14 protein-coding genes are annotated in these 15,511 nt (G+C 49.4%); 8 read left to right on the plus strand and 6 right to left on the minus strand.

What is annotated here, in order from left to right:
* Position 1: 1 nt before the first annotated feature.
* The 5 genes from pyk to TREBR_RS05750 form a co-directional block, all read right to left on the minus strand.
* Positions 2 to 1,804, minus strand: a complete 1,803-nt coding sequence (gene pyk / locus TREBR_RS05730; RefSeq protein WP_013758258.1) for a pyruvate kinase — start codon at positions 1,802 to 1,804, stop codon at positions 2 to 4.
* Positions 1,805 to 1,920: 116 nt separating this feature from the next.
* A complete protein-coding gene (locus TREBR_RS05735) occupies positions 1,921 to 4,110 on the minus strand; it encodes a caspase family protein (protein ID WP_013758259.1) in 2,190 nt (729 codons plus the stop codon).
* A gap of 12 nt (positions 4,111 to 4,122) precedes the next feature.
* Positions 4,123 to 4,875, minus strand: coding sequence for a hypothetical protein (locus TREBR_RS13575; protein ID WP_013758260.1), 753 nt, complete (start codon positions 4,873 to 4,875; stop codon positions 4,123 to 4,125).
* A complete protein-coding gene (locus TREBR_RS05745; RefSeq protein WP_013758261.1) occupies positions 4,865 to 5,380 on the minus strand; it encodes an RNA polymerase sigma factor in 516 nt (171 codons plus the stop codon). The genes TREBR_RS13575 and TREBR_RS05745 overlap by 11 nt, the downstream gene beginning before the upstream one ends.
* Before the next feature lie 361 nt (positions 5,381 to 5,741).
* Positions 5,742 to 6,932 (minus strand): hypothetical protein, encoded by a 1,191-nt coding sequence (locus TREBR_RS05750; protein ID WP_013758262.1) that lies wholly within the window; start codon positions 6,930 to 6,932, stop codon positions 5,742 to 5,744.
* Between the two features lie 175 nt (positions 6,933 to 7,107).
* Between TREBR_RS05750 and TREBR_RS05755 the strand changes: the two genes are divergently transcribed.
* The 8 genes from TREBR_RS05755 (at position 7,108) to TREBR_RS05785 (ending at position 13,983) form a co-directional block, all read left to right on the plus strand.
* Positions 7,108 to 7,455 carry a hypothetical protein gene (locus TREBR_RS05755; protein WP_156786618.1) on the plus strand — a complete coding sequence of 116 codons (348 nt, stop codon included), beginning with the start codon at positions 7,108 to 7,110 and terminating at the stop codon, positions 7,453 to 7,455.
* Between the two features lie 17 nt (positions 7,456 to 7,472).
* Positions 7,473 to 8,423 (plus strand): hypothetical protein, encoded by a 951-nt coding sequence (locus tag TREBR_RS14635; RefSeq protein WP_041610349.1) that lies wholly within the window; start codon positions 7,473 to 7,475, stop codon positions 8,421 to 8,423.
* A complete protein-coding gene (locus tag TREBR_RS14785; protein ID WP_425358332.1) occupies positions 8,377 to 8,484 on the plus strand; it encodes a LuxR C-terminal-related transcriptional regulator in 108 nt (35 codons plus the stop codon). The genes TREBR_RS14635 and TREBR_RS14785 overlap by 47 nt, the downstream gene beginning before the upstream one ends.
* Before the next feature lie 152 nt (positions 8,485 to 8,636).
* Positions 8,637 to 9,539: a YoaP domain-containing protein gene (locus tag TREBR_RS05765; protein ID WP_013758263.1), complete on the plus strand. Its 903-nt coding sequence runs from the start codon at positions 8,637 to 8,639 to the stop codon at positions 9,537 to 9,539.
* On the plus strand, positions 9,526 to 10,356 hold the full coding sequence (locus TREBR_RS05770; protein ID WP_013758264.1) for a radical SAM protein: 831 nt from the start codon (positions 9,526 to 9,528) through the stop codon (positions 10,354 to 10,356). The genes TREBR_RS05765 and TREBR_RS05770 overlap by 14 nt, the downstream gene beginning before the upstream one ends.
* Before the next feature lie 47 nt (positions 10,357 to 10,403).
* Positions 10,404 to 10,940: a BUD32 family EKC/KEOPS complex subunit gene (locus tag TREBR_RS05775; RefSeq protein WP_013758265.1), complete on the plus strand. Its 537-nt coding sequence runs from the start codon at positions 10,404 to 10,406 to the stop codon at positions 10,938 to 10,940.
* A 440-nt stretch (positions 10,941 to 11,380) separates the two neighbouring features.
* A complete protein-coding gene (locus tag TREBR_RS05780) occupies positions 11,381 to 12,577 on the plus strand; it encodes an integron integrase (RefSeq protein ID WP_013758266.1) in 1,197 nt (398 codons plus the stop codon).
* A gap of 569 nt (positions 12,578 to 13,146) precedes the next feature.
* Entirely contained in the window at positions 13,147 to 13,983 is an 837-nt protein-coding gene (locus TREBR_RS05785) for a hypothetical protein (protein ID WP_013758267.1), read from the plus strand.
* A gap of 294 nt (positions 13,984 to 14,277) precedes the next feature.
* Here the strand turns inward: TREBR_RS05785 and TREBR_RS05790 are convergent, their stop codons facing one another.
* Positions 14,278 to 15,408, minus strand: coding sequence for an IS110 family RNA-guided transposase (locus TREBR_RS05790; RefSeq protein WP_013758268.1), 1,131 nt, complete (start codon positions 15,406 to 15,408; stop codon positions 14,278 to 14,280).
* Positions 15,409 to 15,511: the final 103 nt, after the last annotated feature.

Consider the following 15,511-nt stretch of genomic DNA (forward strand, 5'->3'; position numbering starts at 1 on the left):
CTTAAATAGTACCTTCGTATACGAGCAGCTGTGTACCGTCGATAGTGACGACGAGTCCCGATTCGAGCGTCGTCGTGGCGCCGGCTACGCTCGTAAGCCAAACCAGATTCGGATTGACCATAGCCAGAATCTGTTCCGAAAGTTCTGAACCGTGTTCGGCGATAACACCGTTTACTATGCGCAGTATCGGTATGTATTCCTGCGTGATGTTCCGGCAGACCAGAATTTCGCCGCCGTGATGTTTGAGCAGACCCCGCGCTTCGCCGGGAGTTGCGGCGCGCACGATGCGGCCGGATGCTTTCGGTTTTTCAGGATCGGCGCTGCCGCCGGATAAACCGCGAGCGAGTACGTTGCCCACCATCAGTACGCGCACCGTGTTCAGCATGAGCGGGCTGAACAGCGGTACGCCGGCCGCCAATACGATTCGGTCTGAGATATGGATAGCGCCGGCGTCGAGCGCCGTTTTTACAGCGTTTTGAATCATTTCGTTCGAGTCGTCCGCGCGTTTCGTATGGAGCGGTACGACGCCCCAGTACAGCAGCAGCTGGCGCGCTACGACGGGATCCGGCGTTACCGCGATGACGGCTTGTTCCGGGCGGTATTTGCTTATCATATGAGCGGTGTGCCCCGAAAGAGTCGGCGCAATGATGACCATCGCTTTTACGTCGCGCGCGGTGGTATAAGCGTTTCTGGCCATTATGAGACCGATGTTGCCGATCGGATAGTATTCGTCGGACATGTCTTCCGTATTCATTTTCCTGCAGAATTCCGCGGAATCTTCAACGGTAACGGCGATGCGCGCCATCGTCTTTACGGCTTCCACCGGATAGGCGCCGTTCGCCGTTTCTCCTGAAAGCATGACGGCGTCGGTACCGTCGAAGATGGCGTTCGCCACGTCGGTCAGTTCGGCACGAGTGGGACGCGGATTGACGATCATGGAGTCGAGCATTTGAGTCGCCGTGATGACGGGTTTGCCCGATCGGCGGCATATTTCGATAATATGTTTTTGGGCGAGCGGAATCCGTTCGGTGGGCAGCTGTACGCCCAAATCGCCGCGGGCTACCATGACACCGTCCGCCGCTTTAACGATTTCTTCTATATTATTGAGCCCTTCTTCGTTTTCGATCTTGGCGATTATTTTTGCGCGGCTGTTGATTGATTCAAGGTACCGGCGGATTTCGTTTACTTCGGATGCAAAACTGACGAAACTTGCGGCGACGAAATCGATTCCCTGTTCGGCGCCGAACGCGAGGTCGCTTTTATCCTGATCGTTTATGATCGGAAGCCCCGCGTGTATGCCGATAAGATTGACGTTTTTCCGGCTTCCGATGCTGCCGGTATTACGCGCGACGCACCGCACCGTTTTGCCGGTAACTTCGGTAACGTCGAGTTCCAAGAGACCGTCGGCAATGAGTATACGGACGCCGGGAACGGCTTTTTCAGGGAGTGCCGTCCAGGTTACGGAAAGCCGTGCCGGCTGCGATTCAGTTGCCGCCGTCGTTTCCTGCCCGTCGACGGTAATCAGAATCGTGTCGCCGGTGCGGATCGTAACCGTTCCGCCGCCGGCCGTCATGCCGGTACGGATTTCGGGCCCTTTCGTGTCAAGCAGCAGCGCGACGGGTATTTTCAATTTTGCGGATACCCGCTTTACCCGATCCATTGCTTCTTTGTGCGTATCGTGTGTTCCGTGCGAAAAATTGAAACGGGCAATATTCATGCCGGCCTGCACTAATTGTTCTATTATACTGTCGTCGGCAGTGGTGGGACCCATCGAGCAGACGATTTTGGTCTTTCTGGAAAACATGTCCACAGTATGCTGAAGGAACGATTATAAGTCAAGAGGGCGGTTTCCCGTATCAGGTCCGATAACCCGGTCGGCTTAAACGGATGTTTTGCCGACCGGATACCGTGCCTGTGCGTTTAAAATTTCACGCCGAACGAAAACGACGGGTACAGTGCGACGGCAGTATCCGAGACCGTGAACTGCAGCGGGTTCCTGTGCTCCCAAATGGCGAACGCGCCGTCGTTCCAACCGCTTACGTGCAGATCCGCAGTGAACGCGGCAAAGAAAGACAGGTGCTTGAAAATCGACACGTTCGCGGTAACGCGCGCAGACGGCATGTTCATTCCGCTGAAATAGGACAGCAGCTCTTTGCCTTTTGCTTCAATCGTTTGCGACGGCGCGTTATTTTCAACGAGTACGTGCATTTGTTCGTTATACTGTGATAAAAACGCTATGTCGAAAACGCTTTTCCAAATCAATTCCATATCGAAAGAAAAGTGCTTCCATCCGGTCCGGCAGCCGACGCCGAATCCGGTGATTGCATACGAGTCTTTCCGTACGTTCTTTCCGGCCAGCCAGGTGGTATAGAATTCTTTCGTACCGCCTTGATACTGCACGAACATGTTGCCTTCGGTATCGAAATAGAACGCCGGCGACATGATGCCGTCGTATATGAAGTTCAGCAGTCCGATAGAGGCACCTTTGCAGTGGTGGGCAACGTTGATCGGCGCGATTTGAACGCCTTCAACCGTATCGGCAACGTTAACGATACCGGCAGCTTGTAATCCGCTGATATACGACGTAGTGTTTACCAAACCCGCTGCCTGAATTCCTTTGAAATTGCCTTTATTGACGTTAACCAGACCCGCTGCCTGAATTCCCTTGAAATCACTGGCATTGACGTTAACCAGTCCCGCTCCCTGAATTCCCGAACCGGAACCGGCTGTATTGACCAAGCCTGAGCTCTGAATGCCGGTCATCGAGCCGCTGACGACAGAAGTCCAGCCGGATCCTTGTATGCCTTTCATGTCTTTCGTAACGATACTTATCAGACCCGATCCTTGAACGCCGACAACGTACGTATTTTTGCCGACGAGCATGTTCGCCGACAAATTAACCAAATCGTCCGGCTTGAACGGGAACGTCAGTCCCGGTACGAATCCGACGACGACCGGTGTGCCGGTTTTCAACTCGTCGAGCGCGGTTTCTTCCGGTTCCGCCGGATCTTCTGGTTCCGGATTGTCTGCTCCGCGGGCCGTGTTCCGCACCCGTGAAATCGGTTTAAGTTCGGTTGAGTCGAATAGATACGTTTCGCTGCTTTTTAAGACGACGGATGCCTGTGCCGTCGCTGTTGCAGTGATTACGGTAACGATATACGAACCGGCCGGAAGCGCGAGCGCCATTTTACTGCCGGTAATTTTGTTTATTTCCGAGACGAGGCGGCCTGCCTGCGTACGGATAAGGAATTTGCCTTCCGCTCCGGATGGAATGACGAGTACCGATTCGGCGGAGGAAATGTCGGTCAGCACCAAATCTCCGGAGCCGACGAGCGTTATGTTGTACGCCGGATGCTGCGGGCCGATGGAACTGTTTTCCGTGAGCGCGAGCGTTTCGTTGAACGCATAATAATACAGTTCGTTCAGGGAAACTTTTCCGTCGCCGGATGTATCCGCGGCACCCCGTAAGCCGGTGACCATTGCGTGAGAAAAAAACGACGCTTGAATGCTGTCCGATTCCTGCGATGCTTCGCTTTCGGAGCTTGACGTCAGATACGCGTGTCCTTTGACGATGTTGGAATCGTCCACCAGAAACGATTTTTGGCGCTGGCCGCCTTTAGCCCGAACGAAATTGCCGGAAAAACACGAGTCGAGTATGACGACGTGCACGTCGCTGGGAACTTCGTTGATGCGCTCTTTGAGCTCTTCGTATCCGTAGGAATTTTCGCCGAACAGCAAGGCGTTTTCATCGGAATGACCCGAATAGTAAAAGATGAATTCCGTACGTTTGGCGTTCGTTCCGCTTTTTTTGATACGTTCCGTGATTTCATCGACAGTTCGGTCGACAATTTGTTTGGTGGGAGAAAGCAGCAGATAACTGTTTTCCTGCGGAATGCCGCCGATTTCGGTCATCGTGTCGGCGAATCTGACGGCGTCGCTTCCCGCGTACCACAGCGTTTCTCGTCCGCCGCCGCCTTCGTTCGAAGCGACGTAGACGGCGTACCGCTCGACGGCGACTTGATTTTCAGCCGCCTCCGGTGCGGCGAATGCTGCGGCTGCGGCTGCGAGTACATATACGGCGGCGGCAAACGTTTTCATTTTATTCGGCATATCGTGTCTCTCCTATTTTAATATCAGCATGTCGCTGACGGCGGCGTTTTGCGGAACGCATTCGGATAAGTCCGACGTCATGATGTCCGCCGGATGTTCTTTTCGCAGCGCCGCCGTGATCTGCCGTACGGAAAACGGTTTTTCCGCCGTTACGAATACGAACCGTTCAAACACCGGCGCGTCGTCGAGTTCGTATGAAAAATCAAGCGGTATTTCCTTTCCTGCGGAAAGTTCCGCGCTGACGTCGGTATCGGGAAAGTGCCGGGTAACGATACCGTTTCCGTCGATCGAAAATATGGCGCCGTATCCGCCGGCTGCAACGTAGCTTATCTGAATGAGGTCGCCCGCGGCGGCGGAATCCCTGTTTTTAAGCCGTACGATACCGTCGCCGTTTTGTTTGTACAAGTGCAGTGCGTTTTGCGCAGCGCCTTTGACTCTGATTGCGGCGGCTTTGTCGGGGCTGGCGGCGGCGTCCGCCGTCCGGGATTGTATTCCCAGAGAAACGGCGGCGACCAATACCGCGGCCGCGGCGGCCGGTACGCATACGCTTAAAAACATATGGCGGGCGGCGCGGCGTTTTACTTCCGTTTCCCGGTGCAGCCGGAACCGTTTGCGCTGAACGTCCGGTTCCATGCGGTGCGCCGGATACGCCGCCAAAATTTCCCGATCAGATTCTTCCAGCCGCCGCAGGTATTCGGCGGATGCGCCGCCGCCGCTGAGTTCTCCCAGACGGATCCGTTCGTATGTGAATGCGTTATCTTTCATATCGTGTTCCTCCGGCGCAGGTATGCGCCTTTTTCCGCAGCGCGGACAGCCGCTTTCTGATTCCCGATACGGACATGCCGACCTGAGCTGCGGTTTCTTCGAGCGTCAGACCGTCTACGTAATGGATCAGCGCGATGTTCCGCGTCGATTCTTTGGTTCCGTTGAAGATCGTGTCCAGAAAAAGCGCGGCGTCCGTTACCTGCTCGTGCGCGGCGGCGGTGTCTGCGATTTCCTGTATGACGTCTTCTATCTGCGGCGCCCAGCGGATTGCGTCCGCCCTCATTTTGTTCAGACACACTCGGGTCGCCGTAGTGTAAAACAGACTGGCACAAACTCCGGTCAGAGAATCCTTGTGTTCGAGTATCCGGGCAAAGACATCCTGCATTGCGTCTACTGCGTTTTCTTCATTTTGCAGCAGGTATCGGCAGCGGCGCAGGACCATAGGTCCGTACTTTTCATACAGTTCCGCGAAGTTGTAATCTGTCGTGTTCGTTTTTGACTTCATTGTACAATTTGTTCCTGTCGTATAATATAACACACCGGTATGCAGAATTCGTCACTTGATCTGAAAATAAAAGGCGTTTTATCCGTGCGGTGCAGCGGACGGAGCGGAAACGGATGGAACTGAGGGGATTGCGTGCGGAGCGGCGAATGAATGCGGCCGTGCGCGCTATCGTTTGCACGGGACCCGTTTCCGGGCGCATTCAGACTAGCCCGGATTGGAGGGGCCGGTCGAAGACCGGGTGAAAGGGGGCGCGGGCGACCGATACGCCGATCGTTTTTCGGCGGGTCCGCGCTCCCTTTTACCGGCCGGGAGGGAAAGCCCCGAAAAGCCGGTTTGCGTTACGGGGCGCTCAAAATAAAGATCAATACGAGCTGAATTTCGTTTTATAGCCCGATTTTACCGAAACGAGCGAACCGTCGGCGCTGCTTTCGTTTCCGTAGCGGTATTCGTATTTCAGCAGTTCACCGGGAACGTCGGGTGAGATCCACCATTTGAACGATATGCGTTCTTTGCTTGAACCGTATTCGTAGACCAGTTTTTCGGCGTTCCAGGAACCTGCGGGAACCGAAACTTTTTCGGTGCCTTGCGAGTATTCTTTGATGGCTGCAAAATCGGCGGGAAGGCCCATCAGTGCGGCCGATTGCGCGTATGCGCCGGATGATTCGGTCGGAGAGGACGGTACCGGGAAGACGTATTCTTCGATATCTTTCGTTTCGGAATCGTAGTACCGTATTTTCTTTACGCGCAGCTGCGTGTCGATGAGGGCTTCAAATTCAAGCGATTCGCCGTCGACTTGGTAGCGCAAATACCACCAGGAGTCCGCGCCGTCAACTTTTTTGAGCAGCGCAATTTCGCTTGCCGTTTCGTTCGTTTCATTCGCGTCGTACTGTTTCTGCTTCCAGCTGATGCCTTGTCCTTCGGCCAGTGCGGTGTAATAATCGGGATACAATCCGCCGACATAGAATGCGGCGGCGAACACTTGATTGAAGGCGGCTTGCATTGCCGCCGCGTTGCCCGCCTGAACGGCTCCCGTATATTTGGCTTTGATTCCGTTGAAGTCCGGTTTGTTTTTGATCCAGAACCTGATGCCGATGTTGACCGGAATCGATACCTGCAGTCCGCCGCCGCTGCCGAACGCGAATCCGGCGGAAGGAACGATTTGGGCGTACGGTTCTATGAAATCGTTCAGAAAAAACGCGTTGACACCGATCGGAATGCGGCCGCCGACGCTGAATCTGAACGGACTGATCGCCGCTCCCGCGTAGGCTCCCGCTCCGGCGTATAAATTGAACGTTTCCGTCAGCGGTTTGTTGATAAGCCAGAAATCTGCGAACACGGCGAACCTTTTGAGGCCGTTCGATTCGCTCAGTCCGAATACGAACGGGCTGGTTTCCGTAAACCGGAACGTAATCGCGACGTCTTCGGCGAACGAAGCTTCCGTCGTTCCGTTATCCATGATACCGATGGCCGGTCCGCCTTGGATACCGATTCCCTGTGCAGAAATCGCCGCCGCGGCGCACAGCAACAGTACGGGCAAAATAATTTTTTTCATATATCCTCCTGCTTTGAATTGATCGGCGCCGCGTAGTTCCCGGAGAAACCGTACCGGACGCTTCGTTTCAGTATAAGTTGAGATCAGATGGAAAAAAATCACCCGAAACGGGTGATTTTGCGGCGTAAAAGCGTTTTCTTTTGTTATATTCATGTATCCGTGTTATAATTTCAGTATGAGTAAAAACGTTGATTTTAAGCGGCTTGTCGCGCGGAACGACTGTCTGAGGAGGAAGATCGGCATACCGATGCTGATCGGATTCGAGTGTTTTACCTTGTGGCAGTTCGGCGTGGTATATTTTGCCGGAAATTCGTTTTCCGTCGAGGGCCGTACGGTTCTTCCGGGCTCGGTTGCGTCGACGGCGGCAGTTATTGCGATAGGGGGGATTTGTTCCGTGCTGTCGGTTTACTTTCTGCCGCGGCGGATAGGGGTGACCTCGCGCGTAGGATTGACGGTGTCTTTAGCTGCTTCGGCGGCGCTTTTTTTCCGCTGCCGGAAGCGCTGCTTCAGGCGGCGTTTCTGACTGAAACGTTTTGCTGCATGTTATTGTTCGGGAACTGTTTTGCGGTTACGATTCTCTGTTTTACGGAAAAAAGCGCCTTGACGCAGGCTGCTGTCTCCGTGCTGTTTCCGGGGGTTTTTATTGCCGCGCTGCACGGCGGGCTGTTTTCGGTTTCATTTTACGAATTTGCGCTCGTGTCCTTATTGGCTCAGGGCGGAATGCTCGCCGCTTGGCTGCAGGTTCCGGTCAGGCTCGACGTCCGGTTCGTGGGCGACCGTTGTTCCGATAGTGATGATTGCCGCGGCGGCGGTGATTGTTCCGGCGGCGACAGCTGTTGCGGTAAGGGCGATTATTACGGTAAGGGCGGGCGCGAAACGGATGCCAGCGGTGCGGGCAACGGGCGGCCTGCAAAAAAAAGGCGCAGCGGGGGACTTGTTGCGGGTTTATTTGCGTTGATATTTTTTGCTACGATGATAATGCAGATGGGACTGAACGCCGCAGAGAGCGTCCGGTTCGGCTTGTCGGTAACGTACGCGTCGTCGATGGCCGGTGCGCTTTTATTTCTTTATTTATGGAAACGAAAACGCGTGGGTGCGTTCACGGCGTTTTCGGTTTTTATGAGCGTCGCCTGTGCCGGTTTTATCCTGTTTCTTGCTTCCAGAGTGCTGCCGCTGCTGACATACGCGGCGTGTGCGACGATCGGTTTTTCTTTTATCATGTTTTCTTTGATCGTGTATTTCGGTTTGTCCGTGTTCCGTCTGTATCCGTCGCGCTGGGTTATCGCGGGGTTTCCCGCGTTCGTCACCATCGCCATGCTTGTTCATTCGTTCGTTTTGGAAGTGTTCCGGTCCCGCATCGAGCTGCTGTATACGATATACGCTTTGGCGGCGCGGACTGTTGCTGCATGGTTACAGCAGTACGCAAATTGCCGGAAAGCTTTCCATCAGCCGCAATACGGTGGATACGCACCGCAAGGAAGTATATTATAAACTTGATATTCATTCGCGGCGGGAACTGTTCGCGCTTGCCGATCGGGAAAATTGGTTGTAAGCGTGCGGCGGATTAGTTTTGAACGGGCGGAACATGACATACTGTTGTCAGGTTTCTTATGATATGATAATGCGTTCACGTGTAACGGAGCCGGCGGGTGCACCGTACCGGATTTCCGAATCGATCCGTTTTACATGTGCCGGGAGGTATATATGGAATTTGTTACGCTGTCGAAAGAAAACCTGGCGCGCGAACATATTTGTTGTGCGATTTCACGCGAATCTGATTGTCAGGTCTCCTCGAAAAAGGCGTGGTTGAACGCACGCTTTACCGACGGTCTGGTGTTTACGAAGGGAAACGTCCGGGGAAAGTGTTTTATCGAATATATTCCCGCCGAACGCGCGTGGGCACCGATCTGCGCACCCGATTATATGTACATAAATTGTTTATGGGTGTCCGGTCAGTTTGCCGGGCAGGGAAACGCGGACGCGCTGCTTGCGTCTTGCGTTGCCGACAGTACGGAAAAGGGTAAAAAAGGGTTGGTCATTCTTTCTGCTGAAAGGAAATTACCGTTCTTGGCGGATCCGGCGTTTTTGAAGCACAAAGGATTTTTGCCGGCAGACCGTGCGGAGCCGAATTTCGTGCTGTATTATCTGCCGTTTGACGCCGCCGGTTTTGATTCTGATAAGCCTTCGTTTCTGCCGCATTTGAAATCGTCCGGTCTGCCGACCGAAACGACGGTCGCCGTGGGAGAGCCATTTACGGGGATGTCCTCGACTCAGAATGCCGCGGCAGAGACGGTTTCAGCGCTGCCTGAGACGTCGGTTTCAGCGCCGGCCTGCACGGGATTCACCGTGTATTATTCGCACCAGTGTCCGTTTCCGGCAAAATACGTGCCGATTCTGGAAGAAACCGCGCGGAAACTCGGCGTGCCGTTTACTGCCGTGCGTTTTGAGACGGCCGAGCAGGCCCGACGGTCGCCTTCGCCGTGCACGTCGTTCAGCCTGTTTCACGACGGGCGTTTTATCACGAACGAAATACCTTCCGCCGCGAAATTTGAAAAACTTGCCGTGTCCCTGAACGCTGTGCGGGGGGCAGACCGTGCCGATTGTTGAGCGAACCGTTTCTGCCAAAAATCTCCTTTCAAAATCGAATCTGCCGACTGCCGATTACGTCATCAATCCGTACGTCGGCTGCCCTCATGCGTGCGCGTATTGCTACGCGAGCTTTATGAAGCGTTTTACCGGGCATAACGAACCGTGGGGCAGCTTTATCGATATAAAACAGTGCAGCGCACCGATCGACATGCATAAAATAACCGGAAAATCGGTGTTCCTTTCATCCGTTACCGACTGCTATAACCCGTATGAGCAAAAATACCGGCTGACCCGGCGTATTTTGGAACAGTTGTGTACTGCGGATTGTGTATTGGGTATTTCGACCAAATCCGACTTGATTCTGAGAGATATCGATCTGCTCAAAAAATGCCGCAATTTGACGGTTTCCGTTTCGCTGAACACGCTTGATTCACGTTTTCAGAGTGATATGGACTGCGCCGCTCCGGTGGAGGCCCGCCTTGAAGCGCTGCGGACTTTGCATGAAAACGGAATCCGTACCGTGTTGTTCATATCACCGATGTTTCCCGGTATTACGGATTTTAGGGCGCTTATCGAACGGTCACGGCCGTTCGTGGACACGTATTGGTTTGAAAACCTGAATCTGCGCGGTTCGTACAAATCTGCAATTCTTTCGTATATCTATCGGTCGTATCCTCAGTTATCGGAATTGTATACCGAAATTTTCATTCACAAAAACGGGCAGTATTGGGAATCGCTCGCACTTGAAATCGATTCCTATTGTACGGCCCGCAATATAGATTTCGTCAATTATTTTTATCATGAAAAGCTCGTTAAAGGTGCAAAAATATCCTAGCGCGGTTTTTTTGCGGAAATACTTATTTGCAATCAGGAGTCCGTATAGTGGAACAGTCTTCAATAACGGTGAACGGACGGAGGTTCGATATCGTTTCGCTGCTCGGAAAAGGAAAGGGCGGTTATTCGTATCTGGTTCGCGGCTGCGGCGGAGAGTACGTTGTAAAACAGATACATCATGAACCGTGCAGTTACTATACGTTTGCAGATAAACTTGAAGCCGAATTGCGCGATTACGGGACGCTGCGCTCCGCCGGTATCAGGATTCCTTTTCTGATTGACTGCGATACGGAACACGAGCGTATCTTAAAAGAATACGTTCCCGGGAACACCGTGTACGAGTACGTACTTGCAGATAAAGACGTGTTGCCGTACGTGCGGCAGGTGCGGCTCATGTGCAGCGTATTGTATCCTATCGGTATAAATATAGATTATTTTCCGACGAATTTTATCGTAAATCGTGAGTTGTTGTATTATATCGATTACGAATGCAATCCGTATGCGGATGCCTGGAATTTTGAAAATTGGGGAATAACGTATTGGACAAAAACGCCTGAATTTCTTACGTATGCGGCGAGTCGGTAACGGAGCCGTCGAAAAACTTATTTTAAAAACCAATAAGAAAGGCGGATGTTTCCAGTTGTCGTTCGGAGAGTTTCGGTAATAAGTGATAAAATATTTTTTCCGCTTTTTTCTCTTGCAAAATGCACAAGGTATGTTATAATTAATAACTAACACGGAGATTTCTCCGGTTAAATGAGAGTTAGTTTCGGCGACCTTGTTTAATAGGTCTATAGAACGTCAGCTTTATATTTACATCGCGGTTTACTGAGCATTTTTAATGCTGAGTTCATTTTGTCTCATCACGTTTCGTCCTGTTTTTGCGGCAGTCAGACGAAAGGGCTTGTTGTGTCCTGCTTTTTTTACATTTTATCATCAAGTCGTCGTTTGTCCGTTATGGTGCTCTTTTCTGGTTGTATCGGTCGTTTCCCGGCCTGTATGTATGCGGAGTCATAAACACAGTTATGAATGTTACGCTGTTCAGTATTGAAGAAAATAGAATTGCAGTTTCTTTCGATTATAATTCGACTGTTCTCAATGCTGTCAGAAAAATTCCCGAAAGACAGTGGAGTGCAACCCGAAAGTTTTGGTCTGTTCCGAATACACAAAAAACGATTGATCTGCTGCTTGAAACCCTGGCGGAAACGCACCTTTTTGATTATTCTGCGCAGAATCCGGTTTCAAATCCCGATTCCGTACGATGCGGAATACCGGATATCACAAAATATGTAACGTTACTTGAAGCAAAACACTACAGCCGTCGAACCGTACAGGCATATGCAAAATGGCTGATTGCATTCGGTAAACGTTTTGCCTCCATACCTTCGGCTCTGTTATCTCAAACTGAAATTAACCTTTTTCTGACTGAACTCGTTACGGAAAAAAACGTCAGTGCTTCAACGCAAAATCAGGCGCTGGCTGCGCTCCTTTTTTATTTCAGATATATAAAAGGAACTGAACCTTGCAATCTTGCATCCGTTATTCGGGCAAAAAAAACGGTACATATTCCGGTAGTATTCAGTAAAGATGAAGTACGTGCAATCTTTGATCAGCTGTCGGATGAAAAACTGCTTATTGCACAACTGCTGTACGGAACCGGTATGCGTTTAAGTGAATGTCTCTGTCTGCGCATACAGGACATTGATTTTGCGCATAATATGATTATCATACGGAATGGAAAAGGGGCAAAGGACAGACGGACGATGCTGCCGCACATACTTGAAAAAAAAATACGTGCGCATATCGTTTCTGTAAAGCAACTGCATCAGGCAGACATCGCCGACGGATGGGGTGTCGTTACACTCCCTTTTGCCTTGCGTAAAAAATATTCCGGCGCTTCCGCCGATTTTGCGTGGCAGTGGGTATTTCCGCAAAAAAATCGATGGAAAAATACGGATACCGGTATGCAGGGGCGCTACCATATTGATGCATCGATAATGGAACGAGCCGTACAAAAAGCCGTGCGGGATGCCGGTATTTATAAACGGGGAAATTGTCATACATTCAGGCATTCCTTTGCTACTCATTTGCTTGAAAACGGATATGATATCCGCACCGTGCAGGAACTGCTTGGTCATTCGGATGTAAAAACGACCATGATTTATACGCACGTGTTGAATAAGGGGCCTTCCGGAGTGAGCAGTCCGTTAGATCGTTTGTAGTCAAGTTTTATAACTTATCGATTGACATCGCCGGGTGTTGAAAGATGTGAGAACGGCTTTTATTTTGAATAACGGGGAGTTATACGGATCCTTATAAAATATTCATAAAGTTAAATAATTTGTGATAATATAAAGGATAATCAAGTCGGATAGGCATCTTATACTGACGGAAACTAGGGGAATAAGGATGTTATGAGGAACCGACGAAGAAATGTTAGGTCTATGCCTTCGGCAAGTCAACCATGAACTATGCATTTTGTTAGCTCCCTAGAAGTTAGATGCTAAGAGAATCCAGAAGTTAGAAATGGGAAGAAAGATTTCCAAGAAGTGAGCAAATCAAAGATATCTTTTGATTATCATTGCTCCATGAAATAGAAGTGGAAGTTAGAAATTGAAAATACCTAACAACGATTTCAACCGCGACAACGCTATGTCACACTTTTTGCAACTTCGCGCTTGAGGCGCGGCAAAAAGTGCGCCATGTACGCGTTGCGGGTTAAATCAATGTTAGGTTGACGCCTTCGGCGCGATAAGTTCTTTATCAACTATTTGAAATGAGGGGGATTTACATGAATGCAGTAAAGATTATAGAATTTTTTATTGTTGCTCTTTTCTTATCATCTTGTGGAGTTCCGAAAACTGATTATGAAAAGCTACAACATGAAAACGAGGCATTAAAATCAGAAATTCAAACCTTGCGAAATGATTTGGATGAGTATATCAATGGTGCTGCACGTACCTCTGCATTAATAAAAAAAGCTTTCGAAGAAAGCAATTTCACAGATGCAAAAGAGAAACTTGCTTTGCTCGAAAAATATCATCCTGAAGAAATGGAAAAGCCAGAGATAATCAGGATATCTCGACAAATAGACGCAAAGGAAAAAGAAGAAGCGCTCAGGAAGGAAGCAGAAGAGAAAGAAAGAATTCGCTTGGAAAATCTAAACAATACCGGAATTTGGCAGGTAACTCATTATGTTGACAATTTTGGTGAGCCTACAAAAGACGGCTATATTAGAAATACAAATTTGATAAGTGGCACTTTTAGCAATACTGCCACTCAGAATTCACCTCTTGATGTTCGGTTCTTAATAAATAGTAGTTCAGACATAGATATTATGTTGTTTGAATATGCAGGGAATAATCCTGTAAAGGCGTATTCAAAAGAAACCTATTCCGTACAAATCCAAGATAAAGATGGGAAACGTAACTCTTTATCTGCAACTAATTATTCAGATAGATTATCATTCGGTGAAAGTGCGTCAAGAATTATTCATAACGCACTTATGAAAGGTGGTTCATTGAAATTTAGAATTATTGAGGATGACACACCAACCACACAGTATCAGTTTGATATCGTAAATGCTGATTGGTATGAAAATGCTTATAGGATTTTAACCGGGAAATGAATAATAATTTTTCTTTGATGATTGATACCAGAAAAACCTAACAACTGCTTCAACCTCATATGATGAGACCTCTGTCAACATAGAAAAGGGACAAAGCTGACGATTTATAACGGCTTGACCACTCTCATATACGTGGATTGGATACCACAGGTCAATGGTCCGCCAGAAATAAGTCCGTCCTCTCTGACAATAGGATTCAGATCTTTGTAATAAAAAGAACTGTCCTTACGGTTGAATCGACGATGACTTGAATAGCGTAATCGTCAAACTTTGTCCCCGAGCAAAACACAATAATTATGCAATATTATTCGTCATCATTCCCCAAATAAAACAGGCCATTTCACGGGCGGCTGCAGTCGTCGCTTTGTTTGGGTTGACACCACGAAAAATCATTGAGTTCCTTTTTCGTTTGATACGTTCGGTGGCTTTATCGGCATAGAAAACAATCAAAGGATTCATGTCTTTCTGCCGCGCTAATAAACGAAGCGATTTTTTCCCGCATAACTGCGAGTGGCTCATGGATTGTGCGGCCTCGATCAATAGACATCGCAAGTGTTTATTTCCTGCCTTTGTGATTCCCCTGTTTTGGCTTGATAAACCACTTGCATGAATACCCGGACATAAACCAAGATAGCTTGCGAAATACGTTGCCTTTTCAAAACGATTGAAGTCTTCGACCTCAGAAATAAGAGTTACGGCGGTAAGAATGCTGATACCGCTGAAACAGCATAGTTTTTTAACGTCATCTTTGATTAAGGGGGTTTCCGCAATTTCTGCGATTTTGTCATCGAGCCTGGATACCCTGCTCATTTGGTGATTGACCTCGGAAAGATATTCTTCAAAAGAGTAGCGTTCGATATCATTAGTGAACTCGAGAGTCTTGAGCCAAGCATAAAACTTTTGCGTCCAGTATTTAGATCTGTTGCCATAGGGATATACCATGCCTTTTCTCAGTAAGAAGGACAGCAAAATTTGCTTTGCTCTCTTTTGGGCTTTCAATGCGGTAGCTCTGGTTCGGGTTAATTCCTTAATCGTTTCCATTTCTGGCGTTAAGACGTTCACTGATTTATAGGTGTTATGAGCTAAATGCAGGGCGAGCTGACGAGCATCGATTTTATCAGTTTTTTTTTTTTTATCATCTGTCGATTTAGGCAGTGATGATGGCGCCATAACAACGCAGGATATATTTTTCTTTTGGAGCTCTCGACATAATGAAAATCCAGTTGGCCCTGCCTCGTATCCGCAGACGACCATCACATCATCATCCTTAAAACGATTTTCGATCGTCTTAATATATGCAAGTACTGCAGTAGTCTCTGATTTAATCGTTGTCTCTGAAAACATATAGTTTTCATGAGAGTCAAAACTGCAAAGACTGTACGTGTCCTTATGGACATCCATTCCAATATAAACTATTCTATTCATGAAGGGGCCTCCGTTTGTGTGCGGTATGCACGTATTGGTTTCCAGTATGCTGCTAATCCGCGATTAATAACATACTGGAGGTCTCTTCATATTGTCTGACTCG

Origin of the sequence: Treponema brennaborense DSM 12168, from assembly GCF_000212415.1 — a bacterium.
GTDB lineage: Bacteria > Spirochaetota > Spirochaetia > Treponematales > Treponemataceae > Treponema_F > Treponema_F brennaborense.

Bases quoted from the DNA above. Each gene is read 5' to 3' on its own strand.
- TREBR_RS05745 (WP_013758261.1), bottom strand. From the start codon at position 5,380: ATGAAGTCAAAAACGAACACGACAGATTACAACTTCGCGGAACTGTAT.
- TREBR_RS14635 (WP_041610349.1), top strand. From the start codon at position 7,473: ATGTTATTGTTCGGGAACTGTTTTGCGGTTACGATTCTCTGTTTTACG.
- TREBR_RS05755 (WP_156786618.1), top strand. From the start codon at position 7,108: ATGAGTAAAAACGTTGATTTTAAGCGGCTTGTCGCGCGGAACGACTGT.
- TREBR_RS05780 (WP_013758266.1), top strand. From the start codon at position 11,381: ATGAATGTTACGCTGTTCAGTATTGAAGAAAATAGAATTGCAGTTTCT.
- TREBR_RS05765 (WP_013758263.1), top strand. From the start codon at position 8,637: ATGGAATTTGTTACGCTGTCGAAAGAAAACCTGGCGCGCGAACATATT.
- TREBR_RS05750 (WP_013758262.1), bottom strand. From the start codon at position 6,932: ATGAAAAAAATTATTTTGCCCGTACTGTTGCTGTGCGCCGCGGCGGCG.
- TREBR_RS13575 (WP_013758260.1), bottom strand. From the start codon at position 4,875: ATGAAAGATAACGCATTCACATACGAACGGATCCGTCTGGGAGAACTC.
- TREBR_RS05735 (WP_013758259.1), bottom strand. From the start codon at position 4,110: ATGCCGAATAAAATGAAAACGTTTGCCGCCGCCGTATATGTACTCGCA.
- pyk (WP_013758258.1), bottom strand. From the start codon at position 1,804: ATGTTTTCCAGAAAGACCAAAATCGTCTGCTCGATGGGTCCCACCACT.
- TREBR_RS05785 (WP_013758267.1), top strand. From the start codon at position 13,147: ATGAATGCAGTAAAGATTATAGAATTTTTTATTGTTGCTCTTTTCTTA.
- TREBR_RS05790 (WP_013758268.1), bottom strand. From the start codon at position 15,408: ATGAATAGAATAGTTTATATTGGAATGGATGTCCATAAGGACACGTAC.